Here is a 25,722-nt window from a genome sequence, read left to right on the forward strand (position 1 = left end):
TGGAAGATGGGCTCTCATGGGTGCGTCTCAGGAGAGATGATGTCGAGCTCCGGGAAGTAACTGCGGTAACGAGCAGCGTCGCGGGTCAAAAGACGATGTCCAGCGACGGTCGCGTGAGCGCCGATAAAGAAATCGGGCAAGGTTCTTTCCCTGATGCCACCGGCCCGGCGATAGCGGGAATGCGCGACGCCGGCAAGGAATGCCGCGTCCCAAGGTACAAGTTCGCGATCCATCTCAAGCATGTCGACTGCTTTTCGAAGCGCCGTTTCCGTCGCGATCAACGGCGCCAACTCGGACCAGACGATCGTATTGACTACCAACTCGCCGTCGCGGCGGCAGGAGGCGATTGCCGATGCCGACCATCCTTTCAGCGGTCCGGCTGGGCCCCAAACGTCGATCAGGACATTTGTGTCAATCAACGTCGAGATCTTCACGCGGCCCCCTCAACCACTCCATGTACTGATCGGTGGTCATGCCTCCCAGATCCAACGTCCCCTCCATCCGGTCGAGGACATCACTGAACCTGCGCAATTTCTCTTCCTGGGAGAGGTTCTCGTTGACGGCAACCAGCCGAACGCCCTCGTCGGTGGCCACGAACTCCACCTCGGAGCCCGGGGCGATGCCCAGACGGTCCCTTATCGGCTTGGGGATTGTGACTTGCCCCTTTGTGGTCACGCGCATGGTAATACCTCTGCGGTATTACTTATCCCTGCAACGTGAACAAGTCAAGAACATAGCTAGCCGGCCAGCGCCATCCTGTAGGCCACGCTTTGCCGGTGATGCGCGTGGCAGATGGCGATGGCCAGCGCGTCGGCGGCATGTTCGGTGTCGAAGGTGGCTTTCGGCAACAGCACCTTCACCATCATGTGGATCTGCTTCTTGTCGCCATGGCCGACGCCGATCACCGCCTTTTTTACGGCGTTAGGCGCATATTCGGCAACGACGAGGCCGGCACGCGCCGGCACCAGCATGGCGATGCCGCGTGCCTGGCCGAGCTTCAGCGTCGCCACGGCGTCCTTGTTGACGAAGGTCTGTTCGACCGCCGCCTCGTGCGGCATCGCGCTGTGCAGGACTTCGGTCAGCCCGTCATGCAGCTGGCACAGCCGTGTTGCCAATGCCGCCTTGTCGTCCGACTTCACAGTGCCGGAAGCAATGAAGCGCAGCGAATTGCCGAGGCTTTCGACGATGCCCCAGCCGGTGCGCCGAAGCCCGGGATCGAGACCGATGATGCGAATCGCTTCCGCCATTTGCCGAGTTTACCTCCGGCGGACAGCGATGCCAGCGAAATGTGAACAAACCGGAAACAGAAGGCGGACCGCGGTCTAACCCCGAGCGAAAGCCGTGTTGAGCAGGCTGATCTGGTCGGAAACCGGGTTGGGGCGGCGAGCCATCGGTTGCATGTCGACCATGGCGCCGGAGCCATAGATCTCGTCGTCCATGCGGCGCACCAACGCTTGCAGGCGCAGCGAGCGGGTGACGAGGTCGAGGAAATCCTCGGGCAGTTCGGCCCAACCGGCGGCTTCGTCATGGGCGGAAGCGGTGTCGAGGCGCACCTTGGACTTTTCCGATGCCACCTGGTCACGGGTCATCTCGCCGGAATTGGCGGCGCGCTGCAAAAGCAGCCAGGAGGCAACCTGCATCAGCCTGGTGGTCAGCCGCATCGATTCGGCCGCGTAGAGCGTGGCGGCCAGCCGCGACAGCTTCTTCGCCTCGGCCCGGCCCTTGCCGTCGAGATATTCGGCGGCCTGTTCGACCAGACCCATGCCTTCCTGGTAAAGCGGCTTGAAGGATTGCGAGAAAACCCGGCGTTCCGCCAGCTTGACGGTTTTCGCACTGCCCTTCGAAGGCTCGTTCATTGATACGCCCCTGCACTTGCAACCGGCCGATTCGGCTCCCTGCCGATACACCCGGAACCCTATCTGACTGAAGCTTGAAAATGCGCTTCGTCACCGGTGAAGGCAAGCACATGTTTAACAGAAGGTTAACGGCACCCCTGTCGGGCGGCCCCCCTGGGGTGCGGACAAAAAAAGAGAAATCGAGACAAAAAAAGAGCCGCGGATAAGGCGGCTCTCAGGAGTTTAACAGGGAGGCGTCAAACAAAGTGGCTCCAACCACTCGGTAAGAATCCAGATCACTGGATGAACATAGTAAACACCTGTAAAGCTTAATGAAGCCTTAACGGTGCGGATGTTTTTTGACCGAACGCCGCCATACTGTGCCGTAACAGCACAGCACCTCCTGCGTCAGGCTCGGCTCAAGCGGTCTTCCAGACCGCCGGCACAGCCTCACCTTCCCTTAGGCTCGGCTCAAGCGGTCTTCCAGACCGCCGGCAAGGCGATGAAGGCGAACAGCAGCATGGCTGCGTAGAAGCCCATCGAGGAGGCCGCCACCAGCGGTTCGATCGCGGCATTGCCGGCAAGCAGGAAATAGAGGCCGATCAGCAGGCCGATGCCGCTGACCGCCGTCAGCCAGAAATGAACTGTGGCGAGCGTCTTCTGCCCGATTGCCGGAAACAAATGGTAGAAGAAGGCGAAGACCGCCGACATCAGCCATCCGGCCACCATCGTGTGGGCGTGGGTCGGCATCTGGCCGTGATCCTGGCTGATCGCCATGTACAGGCCGAGCGCCATGCCGCACAGCGAATAGATGATGGCCAGCGTGAAGAAATTCCGTGCTATCCCTTGCATAATGGTCCCCCGAATTGCCTTTTCCCGCTTGCGGGAATGGGTTGATCGTCAGGCGATTGTTGTCGCCATCGGGCTCCCGGCATTGGCGCACTAATATCGGCAGCGTATCCAGACGATGTCGCGCCAACCCCCTCCCGACGATTCGTACATTAGCAGAAAATCAGATAATGCGTTCACAATCTGCGACCTCGCGCGTTGGCCGTAAGCTGAAACAGAGCCGGATTTTTCGCGACATCGTTCCGAAACAGGCGCCACGCTAAACGCCCGCTCCTCTGACGGCCGGCGCAAATCGGCGCCGCCGCAAACCTGACCGGACACTGCAGGAGCAACCCATGGACTGGTACTCGATCGTCAAATTCCTCCACGTCACTACCGCCATTCTGTGGGTCGGCGGTGGCTTCGTACTGTTCCTGCTGGGCATGCTTGCCGAGCGCGCGGGCAACATCGAGGAAAAGCTGCAGGCAATGCGCGCCAGCGGTCAGCTGGGCGGCAGGTTCTTTGCGCCGATGTCAATGCTGACGCTGATCTTCGGCCTCATCATGTGCTGGTTCTGGGTCGGCTTCTCCGAGCTGTGGATCCTGATCGGCCTGGCGGGATACGCCACGACCTTTTCGATCGGCATGTTCATCTTCAAGCCGACCGGGGAGCGCATGGGCGCAATGATCGCCAAGGAGGGCGTCACGCCAGAGGTTCTGGCCATCGGCCAGCGCATGATGAGCGCGGCACGTTTCGACTATGCGGTGATGCTGGTGATCATTGCGGACATGGTGCTCAAACCGACCGTGCATGACATCGGCATCCTTGCCGGCATGGTGCTGGTCGTTATGGTCGGCGCGACACTGGCTTTTGGCGGCAACCGTCGTCTGGTGCCAAGCGCCGCCTGACCCCTAATGACGGGGCGGCTGCGCGGCGGCCTTTCTACATCAGGCCGACAATGCCATCCCACAGCAGCTTCAGCGCCACGACCGCGACGGTTGCGTAGGTGAAGGGATAGAAGGTTTCCGGCCGCATGCGGCGCACCAGCCACGCTCCGGCGATGGTCGACAGCGGCGCCAGCGGCATCAGCACCGCCGATGCCGTCAGATTGGCGGTGTCGAACTGGCCGAGCGCGAAATAGGGCACCAGCTTCAGCGCGTTGGTGGCGGCAAAGAAGATCGCTGCGGTGCCCGACAGAACTTTCGGATCGAGACGGATCGGCAAGGCATAGACCTGGAAGGGCGGACCGCCGACATGGGCAACGAAGCTGGTGAAGCCGGCGACCGTGCCCCAGACGGCGGCGGCCACGCGGTTGGGCGCGGCCGCGTGATCGGCGCCGTGGCGGAACTGCAGATAGAGCCAGCGCAGGACGAAGATGATGGCGACGGCGCCAACGATCAGCCGCACCGCCTCTTCGGTCACCAGTGCCGCCGTCAGCCAGCCAAGGCCGATGCCGATGACGGCGCCCGGCATCATGTCGACCAGCATCTTGCGGTCGTAAACGCCCCACCACGTCCACACCGAGACGATGTCCATCAGGCACAGGATCGGCAGCAGGATGGCCGCCGCCTGCACCGGTGGCATGGTCAGCGCCATCAGCGGCACGCCGACGAAACCGACGGCACCGCCAAAGCCGCCCTTCGACAGGCCGACCAGAATGACCGCCGGAATGGCGGCCGCATAGAACCACGGATCGAGAAGCAGGCCTGACATGGGAGGGGACTGGTCCAGAGGGAAAGCGTGTCGACGCTTGAATAGCCCAGAATGTCGGGCGGAGCGACAGCAAATATGAGCGTGGCGGCCGCACATGCGGGCCGACGCAGGCCTGTGCCTACCGACGCGCCGAGACCAGCAGGAACATCGGCCGCTCGAGCTCTTCCGCCAGTTCGGGTTTGGCCGCGATCTGCTCTGATGTCGGACGGAACTCCTCGACATGCGCGATGGTGAAGCCGGCCTGCAGGAGAGCGTTGAGCGTGGTGCCGATCGTGCGGTGATGTTTCACGACGCCCTTCGCCAGCCAGTCCGTGCTGCGCGGTCCTTCCACCAGATACTGGTCGACAGGCCAAGTCTTTCGGCCTTCGCTATCGATCACCCAGCCGGGTTTGGTCGGCGCCATGAAGATCGGATGTTCCGTCGAAAAGACGAAATGCCCGCCAGGCGCCAGGGCCCGATGCACGGTCCCGAACAGACGCGACACATCCTCGACATAGTGCAAGGCGAGCGAACTGTAGACGAGATCGAAGCTGGCTTCCGGCAGTCTGAGCCGATCGAGATCGGCCGTCTCATAGCTTATCCCTGCATCCGGGCCGGCGGCCCTTGCTCGGGCAAGCATCTTCTCCGACAAGTCCAGGCCAAGCACCTGCGCCGCCCCATGCTCGCGTGCCCAGCGGCAGAACCAGCCGAAGCCGCAGCCGAGATCGACGACCCTCAAGCCGCCGACATCGGGCAGCATCGCGCGCATTGCCGGCCACTCGGCGGCACCCTCCAGCCCTTCGACCGAACGGCCGAGTTGGCTGTAGCCTGCGAAGAAATCCTCACGGTCGTATATGTTCTGCGCCATGACAGTCTCGGTCTCATTTGGTCGGCACACTAACCAAGCGGCCACCGGCTTTCCACCCGGCTCGATCAGGAGGCATGCAAGACCTTTGCCCTATCCCGAGAAGCAGCCGCGTCGAGCGGTGGCGGCCGCCGCCGGATCGGCTGCGCCTTGATGATGGCGGTGCTTGTCTCCGCCTTGTCGGCGATACGGTCGAGAATCCCGTCGAGATCGCCGATCGAGCGTACGAACAGCCGGGCGACGAAGCAGTCATCGCCCGTTATCTTGTCGCATTCGCCGAATTCGGGGATGTCCTCGATCAGCTTCTGAACGATGTGCAGCTTGCCCGGCAGAGGCCGGATGCGCACGATCGCCTGCAAGGTATAGCCGAGCGCGAGCGGATCGATCTCGACGGTGAACGCCCGGATGACGCCGCGCTCCTCGAGTCGTCGCAGCCGCTCCGAAACGCTTGGCGACGACAGCCCGACCTGGGCGGCCAGCTCCTTCAGCGAGGTTCGCGCATCCTTGACCAGGATTTCAAGGAGATTTCGGTCGAGATCGTCCAGCATCTTTTTCCTTTTCCCGACAGCTGGGAGCTTTCTCCTAATATAATTAGGCCAATAGGCCATACACCCTTTCCAATCTGATGGAAAGCTTCGCGACCGCTTGAGATTATGGCGGCTCAACCGATAAGGAGGTTTGTTGTGAACGAGACAGTACGCGGCACGGTCGAAATGTCCGCCGCAATGGCCATCCTGGGAACGATCGGATGGTTCGTCGTCCTGTCCGGCCAGCCGATCATGGATGTGGTGTTTTGGCGTTGCGCTTTCGGCGCGCTGACGCTGCTCATCATCTGCGCCGGGCTGGGGTTGCTGCGCAACAGGCTGTCGCTGCGCATCATCGGCATCGCCGCGCTCGGCGGCGTCGCCATCGTCGTCAACTGGCTTTTGCTGTTCAGCGCTTTCTCGCGCGCGTCGATCTCGATCGCCACCGCCGTCTACAACACGCAGCCCTTCATGCTGGTCGGCTTCGGCGCGCTCTTCTTCGCCGAGCGGCTGAGCCTGACCAAGCTGACCTGGCTGACCATCGCCTTCGCCGGCATGGTGCTGATCGTGCAGTCGGCTCCCGATGCCGGCCCCAATGCCGGCATGGCCGGCACGGATTATTTCACCGGCATCGTCATGGCATTGGGCGCGGCCTTCTTCTGGGCCGTCGCCGCCATCGTCACCAAGAAGCTCAAGGGCACGCCACCGCATCTGATTGCGCTGATACAGGTCTGCGTCGGCGTCGTCATGCTGGCGCCGTTCGCCAATCTATCCCGGCTTCCAGCCGATGCCTGGAGCTGGACCATGCTGGCGACGCTCGGCATCGTCCACACCGGCCTGATGTACATACTGATGTACGGCGCCATCCAGAAGCTGCCGACGCATCTGCAGGGATCGCTGTCGTTCATCTATCCCGTCGTCGCCATCCTGGTCGACGTCGTCGCCTTCGGCCATCGGCTGCATCTGAGCCAGGTCGTCGGCGCCACCGCCATCCTGATCGCCGCCGCCGGCATGAATCTCGGCTGGACGCTGTGGAAGGGCAAACCGCCCGTCGCGAGCCCGCACCCGATCAAGTGAAGCGGCCCGCCGGCTGCCCGGCGGATCAAACATCGCGATCCCGACTGCCCGCCTGTTCAAGGCGGGCACTTTGCTCTATGCCGCAATCCAACCATCTTCGCCCGGCATAGGCGAAACGCGGGACCCGAAGAACCATGAATGAAGCAACGCCCCCCAATCGCTGTCGCATCGTGCTGATCGCGCCGCCCGGCGTGCCGGCGGCCCGTATTGTCACGGCATTCGATGGTGGCGATGTCGCTTCGCTGATCCTGCCCGAGAACGGCATGGATGAAGCCTCGTTCCAGGCTTTCGCCGAACGGATCGTGCCGGCAGCGCAAGCCGCCGGCGTTGCTGTCATCATCGCCGGCGACACCCGCATAGCCGGCCGCGTCCAGGCCGACGGCATCCATGTCGAAGTCTCCAAGGCCGAACTCGCCGAGACAATCGAGCATTTCCAGGCAAAGATGATGGTCGGCACCGGAGGCGCCAAGACGCGTGACGACGCGCTCGAGCTTGGCGAGACGCGGCCAGACTACATTTTCTTCGGCCGCTTCGGCTACGACAACAAGCCCGAACCGCACCCGCGCAACCTGTCGCTCGGCGCATGGTGGGCGGACATGATCCAGATCCCTTGCATCGTCATGGCCGGATCCGACATCGCCTCGGTCGAAGCCGTGGGCGCCACCGGCGCTGAATTCGTGGCGCTGTCGAGCGCCGTGTTCGCCGACGGCACCGACCCCAGGACAGCGGTCGCCACCGCCAACGCGCTGCTCGACGAGACTGCGCCGCGTTTCGAGGACTGAAATGTCATCGGCGACGCTTCCCATCCAGGCTCTGCTTGCGGTGCTGATGGTCCAGGCGGCGGCCGCGGAGACCATCCCCTTGCCGCAGCCCAAGCCGGAAATCGGCGTCCACATCGATAAGCCGATCGACAAGCCGTTGCCGCAGCCCGCCACCACGGCCGAGCCTGCGCCGCTGCCGTCGGCCGACGCCGTCAATCCCGACCGCTTCGGCGCAAAACCCGCCGACGCGGCCTATGGCGCCTTCCAGCGCGGCCTCTACAAGACAGCTTACAATCTGGCATTGGTCCGGGCGCAAAACGGCGACCCGGCGGCGCAGACCCTGGTGGCCGAGATCCTGTCGCGAGGTCTCGGTGTACCGGTCAATTCGGCGCAGGCGGCGAAATGGTACGCCTTGGCCGCCGAACAGGGTGTGCCGGAATCGCAGTTCCAGTATGCGCTGATGCTGCTCGACGGCCGCTATGTCAAAAAGGATGGAAAAGAGGCCTACGCCCTGATGCAGGCCGCAGCCGAAGCCGGCAACCGGCTGGCGCAATTCAATTTCGCGCAGATGCTGGTCCAGCAGGACCCCGGCGACGCCGGTATGGCCAAGGCGGTCTCCTACTATGAACGCGCCGCTGCGACCGGCCTCGCGGACGCGCAATATGCAATGTCGCAGATCTACGCCAACGGTGTCGGCGGCAAGCCACGCGACGATGCCCAGGCAAGGCGCCTGCTGGCGCAGGCCGCAAGGCAGAACTACGACACCGCGCAGATCGATCTCGCCGCCTGGATGATCGAAGGCCGCGGCGGTGCGCGCGACCTGAAATCCGCCTTCGGCTGGATGAAGCAGGCGGCGGAGGGCGGCAATGTTGCCGCCCAGAACCGCCTGGCCAAGCTCTATATGCAAGGCATCGGCACCGATCCGGACCTTGTGCTTGCCGGTGCCTGGTACATCATTGCCCGCCGCGCCGGCCTCATCGATCCGCAGATGGACGACTTCCTGCAGGGGCTGGACGACGACCAAACCAAGCAGGCGCTGCAGAAGGCCAACCGACTGCCTTGACGGCGGTTCTCACGGTCATTGCAAGTGCAACCCCGGCTCCCTTGCCTGGTCGCAACCTGCCCGCTCCCTTGCCTCTTCTGGCGATTTGTGGTCTTGGGAGCCCGAAATCGCTTTCCCAGCGAACATCCCATACCAACGGCGTGGCCGTAGGCATCATTCCGGATCATCTCATCATGGCCAAGATCAATGGCAACGAAATCCGTCCCGGCTATGTCATCGAGCATGATGGCGGCCTTTGGGTGGCGGTCAGGACCAACACCGTCAAGCCTGGCAAGGGCGGCGCCTACAATCAGGTCGAACTGAAGAACCTCATCAACGGCACCAAGCTCAACGAGCGCTTCCGCTCGGCCGAAACGGTCGAACAGATCCGGCTCGACCTGAAGGATTTTTCCTTCCTCTACGCGCAGGAAGACGCCCTGGTGTTCATGGACACCCAGAGCTACGAGCAGCTCGAATTGAACAAGGACTTCGTCGGCGATCGCGCCGCCTTCCTGCGGGACGGCATGATGGTAACGGTCCAGCTCTACGAAGAGCGGCCGATCGGCATTTCGCTGCCCGACTATGTGACGCTGACCATCACCGAGGCCGACCCGGTGGTGAAGGGCCAGACGGCGGCATCGTCCTACAAGCCGGCGATCCTGGAGAACGGCATCCGCGTCCTGGTGCCGCCCTTCATCGGCGCCGGCGAACGCATCATCGTCGACACCAACGAAATCACTTACGTGCGCCGCGCCGACTGACGCATGTCGCCCAAAAGTGGCCCGGTTCCGGGTCACCGACGTGCATCGAGGCAGAATTTAAAGCGCAGCACCGGGAAAAAGCACTATGGCACGCTCAGCCCTTCTCAACGTCATGGTCCAGGCCGCAATGAAGGCCGGCCGCTCGCTGTCGCGCGACTTCGGCGAAGTGCAGAACCTGCAGGTCTCGATGAAGGGCCCCGGCGACTATGTCAGCCAGGCCGACCGCAAGGCCGAGGACATCGTCTTCGCCGAACTGTCCAAGGCACGGCCCGGCTATTCCTTCCTGATGGAGGAGCGCGGCGTGGTCGAAGGCGACGACGGCCAGCATCGCTGGATCGTCGACCCGCTCGACGGCACCACCAATTTCCTGCACGGCATTCCGCTCTTTGCCGTTTCGATCGCGCTGGAGCGCCAGGGCCAAATCGTCGCCGGCGTCATCTACAATCCGGCGATGGACGAACTCTACACCTGCGAACGCGGCGGCGGCGCCTTCATGAACGACCGCCGCTTGCGCGTCGCCGGCCGCATCAAGCTGGTCGACACGGTCATCGGCTGCGGCATGCCGCATCTCGGCCGCGGCCACCACGGCAATTTCCTCGTCGAGCTGCGCAACGTCATGGCCGAGGTTTCCGGCGTCCGCCGCCTCGGCTCCGCATCGCTCGATCTCGCCTATGTCGCTGCCGGCCGCATGGATGGCTTCTGGGAAACCGGCCTGTCTGCCTGGGATATCGCCGCCGGGCTGCTTTTGATCCGCGAGGCGGGCGGCTTCGTCTCTGACATGGATGGCGGCCAGGACATGCTCGACAACGGTTCGGTCGTCGCCGGCAACGAGATCATCCAGCGCGCTTTGCTCAAGGTCGTGAAGAAGCCGCTCTCCTCTCGTTGACAGCCACGGCGCTGATACGCCGCAGTCGCAAAACCGCAACGGAAGCTTGAAATACTGGCCGGCATGCGCCCAGATTAGAGGGCGCGGCGCAGGAACCCGGCTTAGTGAGAGACAACGAACCCTACCCCGATATCCCCTTCATCGGACGCTGGCACTATTCGCGTGCCGAGATGATCGCCGACGGTATCGTCCACGCGGTCGGCATCGTGCTGGCGATATCGGCCGGTTCCGCGCTGCTGGCGCTGGCGGCGTTTCGTGTCGGACCCGGCGAATACATCGCCGCCGCCTTCTACGTGGTTTCGCTGCTCACCGTGCTCTCGGTGTCGATGACCTACAATCTGTGGCCGGTCTCGTCGCCGGCAAAATGGGTGTTGCGGCGTTTCGACCACGCCGCGATCTATCTGCTGATCGCCGCGACCTATACGCCTTTCCTGGCGCAGCTCGAAGGCTCGCCGCTGGCGCGCTGGATGATCGTGCTGGTCTGGACCGCGGCAGCGCTGGGCATTGCCATCAAGGTGTTCTTTCCCGGCCGTTTCGACCGGCTGGCGATCGGCTTCTATCTCGCCATTGGCTGGAGCGGCATCATCCTGGTCAAGCCGCTTGTCCAGACGCTACCGACGACATCGATAGCGCTGATCGTTGCCGGCGGCATCGTCTACTCCTGCGGCGTCATCTTCTTCGCCTGGAAGGGGCTGCGCTTCCACAATGCGCTGTGGCACGGTTTCGTCGTCACCGGCGCCAGCCTGCATCTGGCCGCCATGGTCGACTGTCTGGTCATCAATCGCCTCTGACACTATCGACGCGGCAATATTGCCAAGCGCCATTCAATTTGGTCACAATTCCGTTTAGAGTCGCGGTTTACGTGATCGGCGGCGGCATCGGAAACGGGGCACGGATGGCTTTTCTCAGATCCTTCGGCATGGGCAGACGTTCTGATGTCCTGATCTACGACCCGCATAAATTATCGAGCCCGCAGGTCTTTCTGCTGACCATGGTGATCTTCCTGGTCATCGTCGCCTTCATCGCCGCCATCCTCACCCGACAGATCTCAACCGCCTTTGGCAGCAATCCCGGCCTCAATGGCCTGATCGTCGGCGTGCTGGTGGTCGGCATCCTTTTGGCCTTCGCCCAGGTTGGGCGACTGTTTCGCGAAGTGCGCTGGGTCAACTCCTTCCGTGCCGGCTCGGAGACGACCGAACCGGTGCTGCTGGCGCCGATGAAGGCGATGATCGGCCGTTCCTCGGCGATGGCCTTCTCGACCAGTTCGATGCGCACCATGCTCGATTCCATCGCCACGCGCCTCGACGAAAGCCGCGACACCTCGCGCTATCTCGTCGGCCTGCTGGTGTTCCTCGGCCTGCTCGGCACCTTCTGGGGACTGTTGAACACCATCGGCTCGATCCGCGAAACCATCGAATCGCTCGATCCCGGCACCGGTGACGCCGCCGCGGTGCTCGATTCCCTGAAGCAGGGGCTTTCGGCGCCGCTGGCCGGCATGGGCACCGCCTTCTCGTCCTCGCTGTTCGGCCTCTCCGGCTCGCTGGTGCTCGGCTTCCTCGACCTGCAGGCCGGCCGCGCCCAGACGCGCTTCTACACCGAACTGGAAAACTGGCTTTCCTCGGTCACCGACCTGTCGTCGGACATCGTCGTCGCCGACCCGGCCAAAACCGAATCCTCCGACGAGATCCGGGTGCTGTCGGAACGGCTGCGCTCGATGCAGGAGAATGGCGGCGGCTCCAACCCGCGCGTCGCCACCGCCATGGCCAATCTCGCCGACGGCATTTCCGGCCTGGTCAAGAATATGCGCTCGGAACAGCAGATCATGCGCGACTGGGTCGAGGCCCAGTCCGACGAGCAGAAGGCGATGCGCAACACGCTGGAAAAGATCGCCGATGCCCTGAAGAAGCCCGGAGTGCACTGACGTGGCACTCGCCAGGGGCCGGCGCACCGATCGCCGCATCGACTACTGGCCGGGCTTCGTCGACGCGCTGTCGACGCTGCTTTTGGCGATCATGTTCCTGCTCACGGTCTTCGTGCTGGCGCAGTTCCTGCTGGGACGCGAAATCTCCGGCAAGGATACGGCGCTCTCGCGCCTCAACTCGCAGATCAACGAACTGACCCAATTGCTGGCGCTGGAGCGCTCGACGGCGCAGGACAAGGATGATTCACTGGCCAATCTGCAGGCGTCGCTGTCGGCCGCGCAAGCGGAAAAGAGCCGGCTCGAACAGTTGCTGGCGCAAGGCGCCGGTGCCGGCAACGCCGCCAACCAGCGTGCAGCGGCGCTCGGCGGCGAACTCGACAGCCAGCGCCAGATCAGCCAGCAGGCGCTGAGCCAGGTCGAGATCCTCAACCAGCAGATCGCGGCACTGCGCAAGCAGATCGGCGCGCTCGAGGATGCGCTCAACGTCTCGGAAATCCGCGACCGCGATTCCAACACCAAGATCGCCGATCTCGGCCGCCGCCTCAACGTCGCGCTGGCGCAGCGCGTGCAGGAGTTGAACCGCTACCGCTCCGACTTCTTCGGCCGTTTGCGCGAAATCCTCGCCGACCGCGAGAACATCCGCATCGTCGGCGACCGCTTCGTCTTCCAGTCGGAAGTGCTGTTCCCGACCGGCTCTGAGGTGATCAACGATGCCGGCAAGGTCGAGATGAAGAAACTCGCCGACGCCATCATCGAGTTGCAGAAGGAAATCCCGCCCGAGATCAACTGGGTGCTGCGCGTCGACGGCCATACCGACAACAAGCCGCTCTCCGGCACCGGCCGCTACCGCGACAATTGGGAACTGTCGACGGCGCGTTCGACCTCGGTGGTGAAATTTCTGATCGAGAACGGCGTGCCGGCCAACCGCCTGGTCGCGGCAGGCTTCGGTGAGTTCCAGCCCCTCGATCCCGCCGACACCGAAGAGGCGCGCAACAAGAACCGCCGTATTGAACTGAAGCTCACCGAACGTTGATCCAAAATCACGCGAACTTGTTCGCCGGCTCAACCCTAGGGCGCAGATGGAGGCCGGCAAGGCCTGAAAAGATTATCTTTTTTTAATTACACATTATCGCAGGGCGGTCCTAGCCTGCCGCCCGGGCCGAGAACCGCCGGCGATGAATCCCCCTCATCGCGACGCGACGGAACCGGACGGCCCAAGGCTGGAAGGCAGGCAGACAACCGCCGCCTCCCTCTACAAGAGGAGACGCGTGATGCGCTCTTTTACTCCCAAGACCTCGCTTAGAACTGCAACACTCACGGCGCTCCTCATCGCCGTTCCGCTTGCCGGCGCCTATGCCGCGGGCCATCACAAGGGCGCTCTCGACGCGACCGATCCAACCGATATGACTGGCCCGCGTGTCGAGGCGCTTATCCAACAGGTGCAGGGCGTCCGGCAGGGCATCGTGGACGCAAGACAGGCCAACAACATCACCCCGGCTGTGGCGGAACGCCTGGAAATGCGCACGGCCCACATCAGTCAGGCGGCAGAGAAAGTCGCCGCCTCCGATCACGGCAGGATACCGGCCGCGCAATACCATGATCTGCTGCGCCGTCTCGACAATGTCGACCAGCGGCTGATGATCGACACCGGCAGCGGCTTCATGATCGGCGACGGCGCCGACGGCGGCAATTACCCGAACGGCTGAGGCCGTAGCGCCCGAAACGGTCCAAGAGGAAGGAACCGCCTGGCGCCTTCGAGAGCGATCCCGCGGGCGTCCTTTTTACCAGCCGAGCAATACCGCGATCAGGGCGATCATCGCCGGCACGGTCTGGATGAACAGGATCTTGCGCCCGACCGTTGCCGCGCCATAGAGGCCGGCAATGGCCACGCAAGCCAGAAAGAAGACCTTGACCTGGAAACCGGCCGCACCAAGGTATAGCCCCCAGACCAGCCCGGCGGCGAGGAACCCGTTATAGAGTCCCTGATTGGCCGCGAGCACTTTCGAGGCACTGGCGAATTCCGGGGTCAGGTTGAAAGCCTTGTGCCCGCGCGGCGTGTCCCACAGCACCATCTCCAGATAGACGATGTAGGCATGGATCAAGGCCACCAGCCCGACCAGGATGTTGCCGATCATTTTTCCCCCCTTGATGTGTTGCCGGCAGCATTTCATGCGCGGCCTCGCCTGCGCAAGGTGCATTTGCCGGACGGCATCCGAGGGTTGCCAACGCTTTTGCGTTGGTGTCTTTTCGCGCCGTCCCAATCACGGAAGTCGCCATGTCCTTTCAGAAACTCGACGACCTCGGTCACAAGCTCGAAGCGCTCGAGCATGCGCTGGCCATCCTCGGTGCCGATGAGGCCACGCACATGGCCGTCGGCGGCGGCGAGAAGCGTGCCGAGGCGATGTCGGCACTGGCCGGCATGTATCACACCAGAGCAACGGCGCCCGAGATAGCAGACTGGATCGCCGCGGCCGAACAGGAAGCGATGGGGGAGGAGCAGCGCGCCGCCGTCTCGGAACTGCGGCGGCAATACACCAACCTGACCTGCCTGCCGGTCGAATTCGTCGAACGCCAGACGACCGCGCGCATGCGTTGCGAGCAGCTGTGGCGCGGCCTGCGCGCCAAGAACGACTGGGCAGGCTTCCAGCCGGCGCTGGAGGGCGTCGTGGCGCTGGTGCGCGAGGAGGCGACGCTGCGTGCCGATGTGCTCGGCCTGGCCCCCTATGACGCGCTGATGGAGCAGTACGACCCCGGCAACCGCACCGCCGACATCACGCCTGTGTTCACCGACCTGAAGGCTTTTCTGAAAAGTTTCGTGCCGGAGGCGCTGGCGATCCAGGATGCACGGCAGCGCAAGCGCCCGCTGAAGCCGCTTTCGGGCACCTATGCGATCGATCGGCAGCGCGAGCTCGGCCTTGCCATGATGACGGCAGTCGGCTTCGACCTGACGCATGGGTCGCTGTCGGTGTCGCACCACCCTTTCTGCGGCGGCGTGCCGAGCGACGTGCGTATCACCACCCGCTACAAGACGTCCGACTTCCTGTCGGCGCTGATGGGCGTGCTGCACGAGACCGGCCATGCGCTCTACGAACAGAACCTGCCCAAGGCATGGTCGCACTGGCCGCTCGGCAAAGCGCGCGGCATGGCCGTGCATGAAAGCCAGAGCCTGTTCGTCGAGAAGCAGCTAGGCCGCAACCCGGCCTTCTGGCGCTGGGCGCTGCCAGTGGTTGAAAAACATCTCGGCGAAGCCTGGTCGCTCGACGACATCCTGCCGCATGTGCATCGCGTCGGACGCGGCCTGATCCGGGTAGATGCCGACGAGGTGACCTATCCCCTGCATGTCATCCTGCGCTACGAACTGGAACAGGAACTCGTCTCGGGCCGGCTGGAGGTGGCCGATCTGCCCGAAGCCTGGGACGCCAAGATGCGCGACTATCTCGGCCTTTCCACCATCGACAACCCAGCCGACGGGCCAATGCAGGACGTGCATTGGCCCGGGGCAGCTTTCGGCTACTTCCCCTCCTACACGCTTGGCGCGATGATGGCGGCCCAGCAATGGGCGGCGCTGACGCGGGAGCATCCTGCCGCCGACGAGGATCTCGCCAAAGGCAATTTCGAGGCGATCAACGACTGGCGCCGCCAAAAAATCTGGTCACAGGGGTCACGCTGGTCGACGCCGGACCTGCTCGAACGCGCCACAGGCGAAAAGCTCAACGCCACCTATTTCGTGAACCATCTGAAACAGCGCTATGGAGCCGCATAGCGGCTGTCGCCACAGCGGCAGATCTGCCTATTCCGCCGCGCCCCTGAAAGCACTGGCGCCGGTTTCGAACTGCAGCTTGGCCAGCCGTGCATAGATGCCGCCCTTGGCGACAAGGCTTTGATGCGTGCCTTCCTCGACGATCGAGCCCCCATCCATGACCAGGATCCTGTCGGCCTTCAGCACCGTTGCCAGGCGGTGGGCGATGACGATCGTGGTGCGGCCCTGCATCAGCCGTTCCAATGCCGTCTGCACCAGCGTTTCGCTTTCGGCGTCGAGTGCCGAGGTGGCCTCGTCGAGCAACAGGATCGGCGCGTCGCGCAAGATGGCACGGGCGATCGCAACCCGCTGGCGCTGACCGCCTGACAGCGTCACGCCGCGCTCGCCGACTTGGCTGTCATAGCCTTTTTCCAGCTTGAGGATGAATTCATCGGCAAGTGCATCCTTCGCCGCCGTCTCGATTTCGGTCTTGCTGGCTCCCGGCCGGCCGAAACCGATATTGTCACGCGCGCTTGCCGCGAAAATGGTGACGTCCTGCGGCACGATGGCGATGCGCTGGCGGACCGAAACGGGATCGGCCTCGCGCACATCGACGCCGTCGATCAGGATCTTGCCTGTTTCAGGATCGTAAAAACGCAGGATCAGCGAAAACACCGTGCTCTTGCCGGCCCCTGACGGCCCGACGATCGCCACCGTCTCGCCCGGCATGACCTGAAAGCTTAAGCCGTGCACGGCGGCGCGGTCGGGCCTTGCCGGGTAGGAGAAGGAGATATTGTCGAAGACGATCGCGCCCTTGGCGACGGCCGGCAGCGGCTTCGGATCGGCGGGAGCCTGGATCGCCGGCTTCTCGGCCAGGATCTCGGTCAGCCGTTCGGCAGCACCCGCCGCTTGCGCAAGTTCGCCCCACACTTCCGACAGCGCGCCCAGCGCGCCGGCGGCGAACACCGAATAGAGCAGGAACTGGCCGAGCGTGCCTGGCGATATCGAGCCTTCGAGCACGTCGCGCGAGCCGAACCACAGCACCGCCACGACGGACGAGAAGATGGTGAAAATGGCGAAGAAGGTAAGGAAGGAGCGCGCGAAGATCGAGGAGCGTGCCGCCTCGAAAGCAGCTTCCACCGCAGCCGAGAAATGCCCGGTGACCAGCTTCTCATTGGTGAAGGCCTGCAGCGTGCGCACCGCGCCGATCTGCTCGCTGGCATAGGCGGTGGCATCGGCCAGCGTATCCTGCGCCTGGCGTGATTTGCGCCGCACCGAACGGCCGAAGGCGACCAGCGGCAGCACGATCACGGGTATTGCCGCGATGACCAGGCCGGACAGTTTCGGGCTGGTGATGACCATCATCCCCACCGCGCCAAGGCCGAGGATGACATTGCGCAGCGCCACCGAGGCCGTCGCTCCGACCGCCGACTTGACCTGCGTCGTGTCGGCGGCAAGCCGCGACACGATCTCGCCCGACTGGGCGGTGTCGAAGAAGGCAGGCGACAGCGTCGTCACATGGGCAAACACATCGCGCCTGATATCGGCGACGACGCGCTCGCCCAGCGTGATGACGAAATAGTAGCGGCCGGCCGATGCCGCCGCCAGCAGGGCGGCCATAGCCACCAGCGCTGCGAAATATTCGGCAATGAAGGTCGTGCTGGACGACGAGAAGCCATGATCGATCATGCGTCGCACCGCCAGCGGCAGCGCCAGCGTGGTTGCCGCCGCGATGACCAGCGAGATAATGGCGCCGACGACCAGCGTGCGGTAGTGCGTGATGTAGGGGAACAGGCGCCTGAGCGGCTTGAGCGAACGCCGGCGCTCGTCTGCGCTGGTGATTTGCGCCATCCCGATGTTTCCTCCAGCCGTCCTTGGGGTCTGCGCCTCAATATGCGCTTGCCGCGGCCTTGTGATTCAATTCCGGCTGATGTATAGGCTCGCCGACCGTTTTAGAAGCCGTGGCTCCTCAATAGCTGCGGCTTCGAGTTTTAAAAAGGGGCGCATCGACGCAGGCTTATGCCCGTCGGCAGCGCCGGCAAGCCAGGAACCGAACCATGAAGACCGACATCCATCCCGATTACCACACCATCAAGGTCGTCATGACCGACGGCACCGAATACACGACCCGTTCGACCTGGGGCAAGGAAGGCGATACGATGAACCTCGATATCGACCCGACCACCCACCCGGCCTGGACCGGCGGCCAGCAGACGCTGCTCGACCGCGGCGGCCGCCTGTCGAAGTTCAAGAAGCGTTTCGAAGGTTTCGGCATCTAATTGCATGTCGCCCAAAAGTGCCAAGCGGTTTTGGGATAACGACTTGCGTCAAGTAAGAACTTAAGCCAAACGAGCTTTCACAGATCGAAAACCCGCCCTTGTGGCGGGTTTTTTGTTGCGGCGCGGTCCTACTCGGCCAGCAATTCCCTTAACGCCATGCGCTTGTAGGCGGCGACCAGCCTGTCGCCCTCCTGCCGCTCAACCGAGATCGCCAGCCGCATGGCGGCCTCGCCCATCTGCCAGACCAGAAACGCCGTGGTTTCCAGTGTCGCCGGATCGGCTGCCGGCCGCAGCCGTTTCAGCACCGCGCTGAGGAATTCGGCGTTGGCGCGGCTGTCGGCGAGTTCGAGCTGGCGCAGCGCCTTGTCGGCCTGCGTGCCCGACCAGATGTCGCGGATCACCGGCTCGGCCAGGAACAGCCGGTAATAGATGTCGACCAACTCTGAAAACGCGGACTGCAGGCGTTCGGCGTCGCTGATACCAGCCAGTGCTGCCGAAATGCAGGACTGGCTTTCGGCGGTGTAGCGCTCGGCCAGCGCCCAGATGATCGCCCGCTTGTCCGGAAAGAACTGGTAAAGCGACCCGATCGACACCCCAGCGCGCTCCGCCACCTCACCCATGCGCATGGCATCGCTGCCTTGCTCGGCGATCAGCGCCGAGGCAGCCGCCAGCATGCGCTCGACCCGCTCGCGGCTGCGCTGCTGGCTCGGCGCCCGACGCTGTGAAGCAGCCTGCTTCTGTGCGGAAACGGGGGTTGCCGCGTCTTCCATACCTGACTCCAAATGCCGCCAAAATCACTTGACTCGAAAAATACGAGGGTTTATCACGTTTTGCAAATGTGAGGATTAATCACGTTTATGCGAAGGAAAGCACAATGGGCATCTGGAGCAACTGACATGATCGCGAAACTTCTTCCCACTCTCATCTTCATTGCCGCACTTGGCTCAGGCGTCGTCGGCGGCGTCTTCTTTGCTTTCTCCAGCTTCGTCATGCCGGGCCTCGCCCGCATGCCAGCCGCAAGCGGCATTGCCGCGATGAATTCCATCAACGTCACAGCGGTGACGCCGCTGTTCATGACAGCACTGTTCGGCACGGCTCTCGTCTGCATCGTTGTCGCCATCGGTGCGGTGATCGGCTGGAACCAGCCAGGCTCGCTCTGGCTGGTTGCCGGCAGCCTGCTCTATCTCATCGGCATCGTGGTGGTGACGATGATCTTCAACGTCCCGCTCAACGATGCGCTCGCCGCCGTCGATCCGGCCAGCAGCAATGGCGCAAGCCTGTGGTCGCGCTACCTCAACGAGTGGGTGATGTGGAACCATGTCCGCACCATCAGCGGCATAGCCGCGCTGGCATCCTTCTGGTTCGCCGCGCGTTGAAAAGGATGGATGGAGCCACCGATGAAGGATCAATATTCGAATATGGCCTTCGGCATGGCAATCGGAGTTGGTGTCGGTGCCGCGGTCGGCACCGCTCTGGATGACCTTCCGATGGGCGTCGCCGTGGGTATTGCGATTGGCGCCGCCTTCGGAGCGTGGCGACGCAAGTGACGGCAGCGCCGGCGGCCTCTACGCCTTTGTCTTCCGATCGGAATGACCGAGGTCGCGGTCCGGATCAATGACATCGCGGACCAGTTGCTTCAGCTTGGCCGCGTCCGGAAAACCGCCGTCGCGCTTGCGATCCCAGACAAGCACGTCATTGCAGGAAATGGTGAAGATGCCGCCGGTGCCCGGCACCAGCGTCACCTCGCCAAGGTCCGTGCCGAAGGTCGACAGCAGCTCCTGCGCCATCCAGCCGGCGCGCAGCAGCCACTGGCACTGCGTGCAATAGGTGATGCGGATGGCGGGGAGGATCTGCTCGCTCATGCCGGGCTGAGCTCCGCTCATGCCGGGCTGAGCTCCGCTCATGCCGCGCTGAGCTTGGCCATGGTCTCGTCGTCGACTTCGAAGTTGGCGTAGACGCTCTGCACGTCGTCGTCGTCCTCGAGCGTGGCGACCAGTTTCATCAGCGACTGTGCCCGCTCCTCGTCGACCGGAACGTTGTTCTGCGGCCGCCAGATCAGCTTCACCGATTCTGCCTCGCCGAGCGAGGTTTCCAGAGCCTTCGACACCTCACCGAGATTCTCGAAGGCGCAATAGATGGTGTGGCCTTCCTCGTCGGTTTCCACGTCGTCGGCGCCGGCTTCGATTGCCGCTTCCATGACCTTGTCGGCGCTGCCGGCCGATGCCGGATAATAGATCTCGCCGACGCGGTCCCACATGAAGGAAACCGAGCCCGTTTCGCCCATCGCGCCGCCGGCCTTGGTGAAGGCAGCACGCACATTGGACGCCGAGCGGTTGCGGTTGTCGGTCAGCGCCTCGACAATGACGGCGACGCCGCCCGGGCCATAGCCCTCATAGCGCACGGCTTCGTAATTCTCGGCATCGCCCATCGAGGCCTTGTTGACGGCGCGCTGGATGTTGTCCTTCGGCATCGACACCGCCTTGGCGTTCTGGATCGCCAGCCGCAAGCGCGGGTTCATCGATGGATCGGGCGTCCCGCTTTTAGCGGCGACGGTGATTTCGCGCGCCAGCTTGGAAAACATTTTAGACCGCACCGCATCCTGGCGGCCCTTGCGGTGCATGATGTTCTTGAACTGTGAATGGCCAGCCATGGCACCCCTGTCGTCTTCTCGGCTAGAGCATCGCGAAGCGAAGTGATCTGACCTCGTCTTCCGCAATGCCCGAATTCAAAATTTCAGAGCGTCCCAGGTGCACCTCTTGGAAGCACGGCGTTCTCTGTCGGAATGGCCGGCTTATAGATAAATCGGCTCAATTCGTCCAGCCGCACCGCGCATGCGGCGCAAGACGTGACCTGCTGCGGCCGCTCACGCCTCGAGGTCCGACTTCAGTCGGTCGATGATGCTGAGCGCATGGCCGGCATACTGGCTGATCCAGCGGTCGTGGATCTGCTTGATCGGCAGCGCGTTGAGATGGTTCCAGCGCTCGCGGCCGTCGCGCCGCGCAACGATCAGGTCGGCCTCCTCCAGCACCTTCAGATGCAGCATGACCGTGCAGCGATCGATATCGGCAAAGGCCTCGCACAGCATGCCGGTCGTCTTCGGCGCGTCCTTCAGCTGATCCAGCATTTCGCGCCGCCGCGGATGCGCCAGCGCCTTGAAAACATTGTCGTCTTGCGATCGGCTTGACATGTTATGTTTATATAACATATTGTTGAACCGATCAAGGGAAGGAGCTGTGGATATGTCACTTGGATTCAGTGTTTCCGGACGCATCGGCAAGCCGGTCGCCGACGTCTTCGACGCAGTCGCCAATCCGAAGAAACTGAGCGGCTATTTCACCACGATCGGCGGCGCCAGCGCCCCGCTGGAAGCCGGCGCCGGCGTCGTCTGGTGGGGCAAGGTGCCGGTCGAGGTCGACGAAGTGGTCAAGGACCGCCGCATCGTGCTGCGCTGGGATGCCACCGATGAGGACGGCAAGCCGGCCTACAAAACCCGCATCGAGATGAACTTCGAACCGCTGGACGATGGCGGCACCTTCGTCACCATCGCCGAGAGCGGCTGGCAGGAAGGCGCGGTCGGCCTGAAGAAGTCCTACCTCAATTGCGAGGGCTGGTCGCAGATGCTGGCCTGCATGAAGGCCTATGTCGAGTACGGCATCAATTTGCGCGACGGTTACTACCGCAGCGAGATGAAAGGCGAACCCGCCAACGAGACCAATATCTGACCATTAGGAGCATTCCATGGACATCCACGAAAAACCGACCGCCGAAGCCGGCATGCTGATCCGGCGGGCTTGGGATCGCCGCTTTTCCTGCTCGCGACGAGCTTGAATCCAATTCTCGGCCGGAGCTTCCGGAATGTCCAAGATATCGATCTCGCTGTCAGGCAATTCAGCCAGCTTGGCCAACTGATCGCGCTGATTCTGGCTAAGGTCCCTGCTGCTCTTGCCTCAATGCCCGCCGCCCGGCTTCTTGCGCCGCCGCGCCAGCATGTTGAGCCCCTCGACCAATGCCGAAAAGCCCATCGCCGCATAGATGTAGCCCTTGGGCACATGGTAGCCCATGCCGTCGGCGATCAGTGTCATGCCGATCATCAAAAGGAAGCCCAGCGCCAGCATGACAATGCTCGGGTTCTTGGCGATGAAGTTGGCCAGCGGCCCGGCCGCCAGCATCATCACGCTGACTGCCACGATCACGGCGATGTACATGATGGCGATCTCGTCGGTCATGCCGACGGCGGTGATGATCGAATCGATCGAGAAGACCAGGTCGAGCAGCAGGATCTGGAAGATCGCGCCGGCGAGGCTGATCTGCAGCGTCTCGCCCATCATCGTATCCTTGTGGTCATCGGGATCGACCGTGTGATGGATCTCCTTGGTCGCCTTCCAGACCAGGAACAGGCCGCCGGCGATCAGGATCAGGTCGCGCCAGGAAAAACCATGGCCGAAGGCCGTGAATACCGGCGTGGTCAGCTGGACGATGATCGAAATGGTGGCCAGCAGCACCAGCCGCATGATCAGCGCCGCCGAGATGCCGAGCCGGCGGGCACGGGCCCGTTGTGCTTCCGGCAGCTTGTTGGTCAGGATCGAGATGAAGATCAGATTGTCGATGCCGAGCACGACCTCGAGCACAATCAGCGTCAGCAGCGCGACCCAGGCGGTTGGATCGGACACAAATTGAAAATGCGGCGCCAGGAATTCGATGAGCTGCATGGAGGTCGTCCCCTCTTTTAACGATCTAGAGCAGTGTCGCCGGCAGTTAGGTACTAAGCGTGCCTATATCAATGTCATGACCAGAAGGACGGTGCGGTTTCCTCCAGCCGCGGGCCGCGACGAAACGGCGCGATCCGCTCGGTCAGCCCGGTGCGGTCGGAAATATCGACGCCGACGCCGCACAATGTCGCCGGTCCGGTCGCCGCTTCGAAGCGGCCTTTCGGCACTTTCGACAGGAACCGATTGAGCGGCTCCTCCTTGTCCATGCCGAGCGAGGAATCATAGTCGCCGCACATGCCGGCGTCGGACATATAACCGGTACCGCCATTGAGGATCTGGTGATCGCCGGTCGGCTGGTGGGTGTGGGTGCCGACGACGAGGCTGGCGCGGCCGTCGACGAAATGCGCGAAGCACATCTTTTCCGAGGTCGCCTCGGCGTGGAAGTCGATGATCACCGCATCCGCCTGCTCGCCGAGCGGACAGGCGGCAAGCTCGCGTTCGCCGGCCTGGAAGGGATCGTCGAGTTCGGGATGCATGAACACCCGGCCCATGATGTTGGCGACCAGCACGCGCGCGCCGCTCCTGGCGATGTAGACGCCGGAGCCGCGCCCGGGCGTGCCCTTGGGAAAGTTCGAGGGGCGCAGGAAGCGCTCTTCGCGCGGCGCGAAGGCGAGTGCGTCGCGCTGGTCCCAGACATGGTTGCCGGTTGTGACGACATCCGCACCGGCCGCGATCGTCTCGCGAAAGATATCTTCGGTGATACCGAAGCCGCCGGCGGCGTTCTCACCGTTGACGATGACGAAATCGAGTTTGAAGTCGGAGATCAAGCCGGGCAGCTGTTCCCACACCGCCGTCCGTCCTGTCTTTCCAACCATGTCACCGAGGAAGAGAAGTCTCATATGATCCCGCACCGAAGGTCAGCGAAGCAAAAGCTGCATGACGTCTGTGAAAGATCATGCGTCCTTTTATCTACAATTTTGACGCGAAGCGGCGCAACCCGCTCTCGGTCAGTATTTCCGGAATGACGACGTCATGTTCCTCATCCGGCACCATTGCCACCTCCTGGCAGTCGAAGGCGATGCCGACCAGCCGCGGCGGCTGTCCCTTGTCGATCAGCTTGGCGATGGCGCGGTCGTAATAGCCGGCACCATAGCCGATGCGATGGCCGCGCGCATCGAAGGCGGCGAGCGGCACCAGCATCACCGAGGGGTCGAGCACTTCTGCTTCTTCATGCGGGCCGACCGTGCCGAAACCCATCTCGACCATCGGCGCGCCGCGCACCAGTTCGCGAAAGACGATCGTGGTTTTGTCGAGAATGGCCGGCAGGCAAAGCCGCGCGCCCCTTTCGCGCAAGGCAAACATCAGCGGCCTGACGTCGACTTCCGAGCGCATCGGCCAGAAGCCGGAAACGATCTGGCCCGGCTCAATGTGGAGGTGATCGCGTGCCGTCTCTGCCATTTCAAGCGCGACCTCCACCCGCCAGAATTCGTCGAGCGCATCGCGGCGTCCGAGGGCCTCGCGGCGAAGCTGCTTTTTGAGGTCTTTGAGAGAGGTCATGCAGTCAGGGTAGAAAAGGTCAGATCTGGATGGAGTGTTGGGAGCGACGTTTTCCACCGCAATCATCCACCGAAATGCGGGACGCGTGGCAATAAGTGACGATCCACACAACCGGTGGAGAGAGCGATCCCGGGAACCTACAAAGTAGGTGGGCGCCGTGTGAGAAAACCCACGGGTCTTCCCAGGGACAGCTCCCTAAGGATCGTTAAGGCCCCGGGGAAAATGTTCTCCTGCCGGGAAGCACAGACCGTCCCGCCCAATATAGGCTGCCGGCCGGCTAAGCGCCAGTGAGACGGGCACTCTTTCCGTGTTGGGTTCAGGCCCTCGCGCCGCCAACACCTCACCCTTGCACAGGCACGGCCTCGTCCTTACGGTCGCGATGACCAACCGAGGAGCAAGAATGCGTTTCGAAGGCACGGCGGCCTATGTCGCCGACAAGGATCTGATGGTGGCCGTCAATGCGGCGATCGCGCTGGAGCGACCCTTGCTGGTCAAGGGCGAGCCCGGCACCGGCAAGACGGAACTGGCCCGCCAGGTGGCGGCTGCACTCGGCCTCGACCTCATCGAATGGCACGTCAAGTCGACGACGCGGGCGCAGCAGGGCCTGTACGAATATGATGCCGTCTCGCGGCTGCGCGACAGCCAGTTGGGCGACGAGCGCTTTAACGACATCAGGAACTACATCAAGCGCGGCAAACTCTGGGAGGCTTTCGCCGCCGGCAGGAAGGTCGTGCTCTTGATCGACGAGATCGACAAGGCCGACATCGAATTCCCAAACGATCTCCTGCAGGAACTCGATCGGATGGAGTTCTTCGTCTACGAGACCGGCGAAACCATCCGCGCCGCCGTCAGGCCGATCGTCATCATCACCTCCAACAACGAGAAGGAGTTGCCGGACGCGTTCCTGCGCCGCTGCTTCTTCCATTACATCCGCTTTCCCGACGTCGACACGCTGCACAGAATCGTCGACGTCCACTATCCCGGCATCAAGCAGAACCTGGTTCGGGCAGCCCTCACCCAGTTCTACGAGATCCGCGAAGTGCCGGGGCTGAAGAAAAAACCGTCGACCTCCGAGGCGCTCGACTGGATCCGCCTGCTGGTCGCCGACGATATCGCGCCCGAGGATCTGCGCGCCGACCCGAAGAACGCGTTGCCCAAGCTGCATGGCGCATTGTTGAAGAACGAACAGGATGTCCATCTGTTCGAGCGGCTTGCCTTCATGGCGCGCAGGCAAGGGTGAGGCGCC

General features: G+C 63.0%; 33 protein-coding genes and 1 other RNA gene. 16 read left to right on the forward strand and 18 right to left on the reverse strand.

Features of this window, described 5'->3' with window-relative positions:
• Positions 1-14 precede the first annotated feature (14 nt).
• The 5 genes from M729_RS0119055 to M729_RS0119075 form a co-directional block, all read right to left on the reverse strand.
• Positions 15-434 carry a type II toxin-antitoxin system VapC family toxin gene (locus M729_RS0119055; RefSeq protein ID WP_027162523.1) on the reverse strand — a complete coding sequence of 140 codons (420 nt, stop codon included), beginning with the start codon at positions 432-434 and terminating at the stop codon, positions 15-17.
• Positions 412-681 carry an AbrB/MazE/SpoVT family DNA-binding domain-containing protein gene (locus M729_RS0119060; RefSeq protein WP_027162524.1) on the reverse strand — a complete coding sequence of 90 codons (270 nt, stop codon included), beginning with the start codon at positions 679-681 and terminating at the stop codon, positions 412-414. Before M729_RS0119060 ends, M729_RS0119055 begins: the two co-directional genes overlap by 23 nt.
• A gap of 56 nt (positions 682-737) precedes the next feature.
• Complete coding sequence (ruvC, locus tag M729_RS0119065; RefSeq protein WP_027162525.1) at positions 738-1,247, reverse strand: crossover junction endodeoxyribonuclease RuvC; 510 nt, start codon at positions 1,245-1,247, stop codon at positions 738-740.
• A 75-nt stretch (positions 1,248-1,322) separates the two neighbouring features.
• Entirely contained in the window at positions 1,323-1,856 is a 534-nt protein-coding gene (locus M729_RS0119070) for a DUF1465 family protein (RefSeq protein ID WP_013529136.1), read from the reverse strand.
• 450 nt (positions 1,857-2,306) lie between these two features.
• Positions 2,307-2,687, reverse strand: coding sequence for a hypothetical protein (locus tag M729_RS0119075; protein WP_013529135.1), 381 nt, complete (start codon positions 2,685-2,687; stop codon positions 2,307-2,309).
• A gap of 332 nt (positions 2,688-3,019) precedes the next feature.
• Between M729_RS0119075 and M729_RS0119080 the strand changes: the two genes are divergently transcribed.
• Complete coding sequence (locus M729_RS0119080; RefSeq protein ID WP_027162526.1) at positions 3,020-3,571, forward strand: DUF2269 family protein; 552 nt, start codon at positions 3,020-3,022, stop codon at positions 3,569-3,571.
• Between the two features lie 34 nt (positions 3,572-3,605).
• Here M729_RS0119080 and M729_RS0119085 read toward each other — a convergent pair whose 3' ends face one another.
• From M729_RS0119085 to M729_RS0119095, 3 genes are all read right to left on the reverse strand, one after another.
• Positions 3,606-4,376: a sulfite exporter TauE/SafE family protein gene (locus M729_RS0119085; protein ID WP_013529133.1), complete on the reverse strand. Its 771-nt coding sequence runs from the start codon at positions 4,374-4,376 to the stop codon at positions 3,606-3,608.
• A gap of 118 nt (positions 4,377-4,494) precedes the next feature.
• Positions 4,495-5,223, reverse strand: coding sequence for a class I SAM-dependent methyltransferase (locus tag M729_RS0119090; RefSeq protein ID WP_027162527.1), 729 nt, complete (start codon positions 5,221-5,223; stop codon positions 4,495-4,497).
• A 65-nt stretch (positions 5,224-5,288) separates the two neighbouring features.
• The gene (locus tag M729_RS0119095; RefSeq protein WP_027162528.1) at positions 5,289-5,768 is read right to left on the reverse strand and encodes an Lrp/AsnC family transcriptional regulator; all 480 of its coding nucleotides are present in this window, start codon (positions 5,766-5,768) and stop codon (positions 5,289-5,291) included.
• 135 nt (positions 5,769-5,903) lie between these two features.
• Here M729_RS0119095 and M729_RS0119100 point away from each other — a divergent pair, with 135 nt between their 5' ends.
• From M729_RS0119100 to M729_RS0119140, 9 genes are all read left to right on the forward strand, one after another.
• Entirely contained in the window at positions 5,904-6,821 is a 918-nt protein-coding gene (locus tag M729_RS0119100; protein WP_027162529.1) for a DMT family transporter, read from the forward strand.
• A gap of 134 nt (positions 6,822-6,955) precedes the next feature.
• On the forward strand, positions 6,956-7,603 hold the full coding sequence (locus tag M729_RS0119105; RefSeq protein ID WP_013529129.1) for a thiamine phosphate synthase: 648 nt from the start codon (positions 6,956-6,958) through the stop codon (positions 7,601-7,603).
• A 1-nt stretch (position 7,604) separates the two neighbouring features.
• Positions 7,605-8,645, forward strand: coding sequence for a tetratricopeptide repeat protein (locus M729_RS0119110; protein ID WP_027162530.1), 1,041 nt, complete (start codon positions 7,605-7,607; stop codon positions 8,643-8,645).
• Between the two features lie 173 nt (positions 8,646-8,818).
• Positions 8,819-9,385 carry an elongation factor P gene (gene efp, locus M729_RS0119115; RefSeq protein ID WP_027162531.1) on the forward strand — a complete coding sequence of 189 codons (567 nt, stop codon included), beginning with the start codon at positions 8,819-8,821 and terminating at the stop codon, positions 9,383-9,385.
• An 85-nt stretch (positions 9,386-9,470) separates the two neighbouring features.
• Positions 9,471-10,271, forward strand: a complete 801-nt coding sequence (locus M729_RS0119120) for an inositol monophosphatase family protein (protein WP_013529126.1) — start codon at positions 9,471-9,473, stop codon at positions 10,269-10,271.
• Between the two features lie 104 nt (positions 10,272-10,375).
• Positions 10,376-11,062, forward strand: coding sequence for a hemolysin III family protein (locus M729_RS0119125; RefSeq protein ID WP_027162532.1), 687 nt, complete (start codon positions 10,376-10,378; stop codon positions 11,060-11,062).
• 104 nt (positions 11,063-11,166) lie between these two features.
• Positions 11,167-12,192 (forward strand): MotA/TolQ/ExbB proton channel family protein, encoded by a 1,026-nt coding sequence (locus M729_RS0119130; protein ID WP_013529124.1) that lies wholly within the window; start codon positions 11,167-11,169, stop codon positions 12,190-12,192.
• Position 12,193: 1 nt separating this feature from the next.
• Positions 12,194-13,225 (forward strand): peptidoglycan -binding protein, encoded by a 1,032-nt coding sequence (locus tag M729_RS0119135; RefSeq protein ID WP_027162533.1) that lies wholly within the window; start codon positions 12,194-12,196, stop codon positions 13,223-13,225.
• Positions 13,226-13,463: 238 nt separating this feature from the next.
• Entirely contained in the window at positions 13,464-13,898 is a 435-nt protein-coding gene (locus M729_RS0119140; protein WP_027162534.1) for a hypothetical protein, read from the forward strand.
• A 75-nt stretch (positions 13,899-13,973) separates the two neighbouring features.
• Here M729_RS0119140 and M729_RS0119145 read toward each other — a convergent pair whose 3' ends face one another.
• Complete coding sequence (locus tag M729_RS0119145) at positions 13,974-14,327, reverse strand: DUF1304 domain-containing protein (RefSeq protein WP_027162535.1); 354 nt, start codon at positions 14,325-14,327, stop codon at positions 13,974-13,976.
• 140 nt (positions 14,328-14,467) lie between these two features.
• On the opposite strand from M729_RS0119145, the gene M729_RS0119150 reads away from it, so the two are divergent.
• A complete protein-coding gene (locus M729_RS0119150; protein ID WP_027162536.1) occupies positions 14,468-15,955 on the forward strand; it encodes a carboxypeptidase M32 in 1,488 nt (495 codons plus the stop codon).
• 27 nt (positions 15,956-15,982) lie between these two features.
• Here the strand turns inward: M729_RS0119150 and M729_RS0119155 are convergent, their stop codons facing one another.
• A complete protein-coding gene (locus tag M729_RS0119155) occupies positions 15,983-17,782 on the reverse strand; it encodes an ABC transporter transmembrane domain-containing protein (protein WP_027162537.1) in 1,800 nt (599 codons plus the stop codon).
• Positions 17,783-17,988: 206 nt separating this feature from the next.
• Here M729_RS0119155 and rpmE point away from each other — a divergent pair, with 206 nt between their 5' ends.
• Positions 17,989-18,210 carry a 50S ribosomal protein L31 gene (gene rpmE, locus M729_RS0119160; RefSeq protein WP_013529118.1) on the forward strand — a complete coding sequence of 74 codons (222 nt, stop codon included), beginning with the start codon at positions 17,989-17,991 and terminating at the stop codon, positions 18,208-18,210.
• A gap of 128 nt (positions 18,211-18,338) precedes the next feature.
• On the opposite strand, the gene M729_RS0119165 is transcribed toward rpmE, so the two are convergent.
• Entirely contained in the window at positions 18,339-18,980 is a 642-nt protein-coding gene (locus tag M729_RS0119165) for a TetR/AcrR family transcriptional regulator (RefSeq protein WP_027162538.1), read from the reverse strand.
• Between the two features lie 126 nt (positions 18,981-19,106).
• On the opposite strand from M729_RS0119165, the gene M729_RS0119170 reads away from it, so the two are divergent.
• Together M729_RS0119170 and M729_RS1000000137385 are read left to right on the forward strand one after the other, a co-directional pair.
• Positions 19,107-19,586: an anthrone oxygenase family protein gene (locus M729_RS0119170; protein WP_027162539.1), complete on the forward strand. Its 480-nt coding sequence runs from the start codon at positions 19,107-19,109 to the stop codon at positions 19,584-19,586.
• 21 nt (positions 19,587-19,607) lie between these two features.
• Entirely contained in the window at positions 19,608-19,757 is a 150-nt protein-coding gene (locus M729_RS1000000137385) for a hypothetical protein (RefSeq protein WP_013529115.1), read from the forward strand.
• Positions 19,758-19,775: 18 nt separating this feature from the next.
• Here M729_RS1000000137385 and M729_RS0119180 read toward each other — a convergent pair whose 3' ends face one another.
• The 3 genes from M729_RS0119180 to M729_RS0119190 form a co-directional block, all read right to left on the reverse strand.
• Positions 19,776-20,072: a SelT/SelW/SelH family protein gene (locus M729_RS0119180; protein WP_127218697.1), complete on the reverse strand. Its 297-nt coding sequence runs from the start codon at positions 20,070-20,072 to the stop codon at positions 19,776-19,778.
• 38 nt (positions 20,073-20,110) lie between these two features.
• Positions 20,111-20,860 (reverse strand): YebC/PmpR family DNA-binding transcriptional regulator, encoded by a 750-nt coding sequence (locus M729_RS0119185; protein ID WP_013529113.1) that lies wholly within the window; start codon positions 20,858-20,860, stop codon positions 20,111-20,113.
• 213 nt (positions 20,861-21,073) lie between these two features.
• Complete coding sequence (locus M729_RS0119190; protein ID WP_027162540.1) at positions 21,074-21,397, reverse strand: helix-turn-helix domain-containing protein; 324 nt, start codon at positions 21,395-21,397, stop codon at positions 21,074-21,076.
• A 52-nt stretch (positions 21,398-21,449) separates the two neighbouring features.
• Here M729_RS0119190 and M729_RS0119195 point away from each other — a divergent pair, with 52 nt between their 5' ends.
• The gene (locus M729_RS0119195) at positions 21,450-21,932 is read left to right on the forward strand and encodes an SRPBCC domain-containing protein (RefSeq protein WP_027162541.1); all 483 of its coding nucleotides are present in this window, start codon (positions 21,450-21,452) and stop codon (positions 21,930-21,932) included.
• 225 nt (positions 21,933-22,157) lie between these two features.
• Here the strand turns inward: M729_RS0119195 and M729_RS0119205 are convergent, their stop codons facing one another.
• From M729_RS0119205 to ssrS, 4 genes are all read right to left on the reverse strand, one after another.
• Positions 22,158-22,919, reverse strand: coding sequence for a TerC family protein (locus M729_RS0119205; RefSeq protein WP_013529109.1), 762 nt, complete (start codon positions 22,917-22,919; stop codon positions 22,158-22,160).
• 74 nt (positions 22,920-22,993) lie between these two features.
• Positions 22,994-23,818: a YmdB family metallophosphoesterase gene (locus M729_RS0119210; protein WP_024502904.1), complete on the reverse strand. Its 825-nt coding sequence runs from the start codon at positions 23,816-23,818 to the stop codon at positions 22,994-22,996.
• A 70-nt stretch (positions 23,819-23,888) separates the two neighbouring features.
• Positions 23,889-24,476 carry a 5-formyltetrahydrofolate cyclo-ligase gene (locus M729_RS0119215; RefSeq protein ID WP_024502903.1) on the reverse strand — a complete coding sequence of 196 codons (588 nt, stop codon included), beginning with the start codon at positions 24,474-24,476 and terminating at the stop codon, positions 23,889-23,891.
• A 96-nt stretch (positions 24,477-24,572) separates the two neighbouring features.
• A non-coding RNA gene (gene ssrS, locus M729_RS1000000137390) (6S RNA) lies at positions 24,573-24,728 on the reverse strand.
• A gap of 148 nt (positions 24,729-24,876) precedes the next feature.
• Here ssrS and M729_RS0119220 point away from each other — a divergent pair.
• A complete protein-coding gene (locus tag M729_RS0119220; RefSeq protein WP_013529106.1) occupies positions 24,877-25,716 on the forward strand; it encodes a MoxR family ATPase in 840 nt (279 codons plus the stop codon).
• Positions 25,717-25,722 lie beyond the last annotated feature (6 nt).

It is taken from the genome of Mesorhizobium sp. WSM1293 (assembly GCF_000513875.1).
Lineage (GTDB): Bacteria > Pseudomonadota > Alphaproteobacteria > Rhizobiales > Rhizobiaceae > Mesorhizobium > Mesorhizobium ciceri.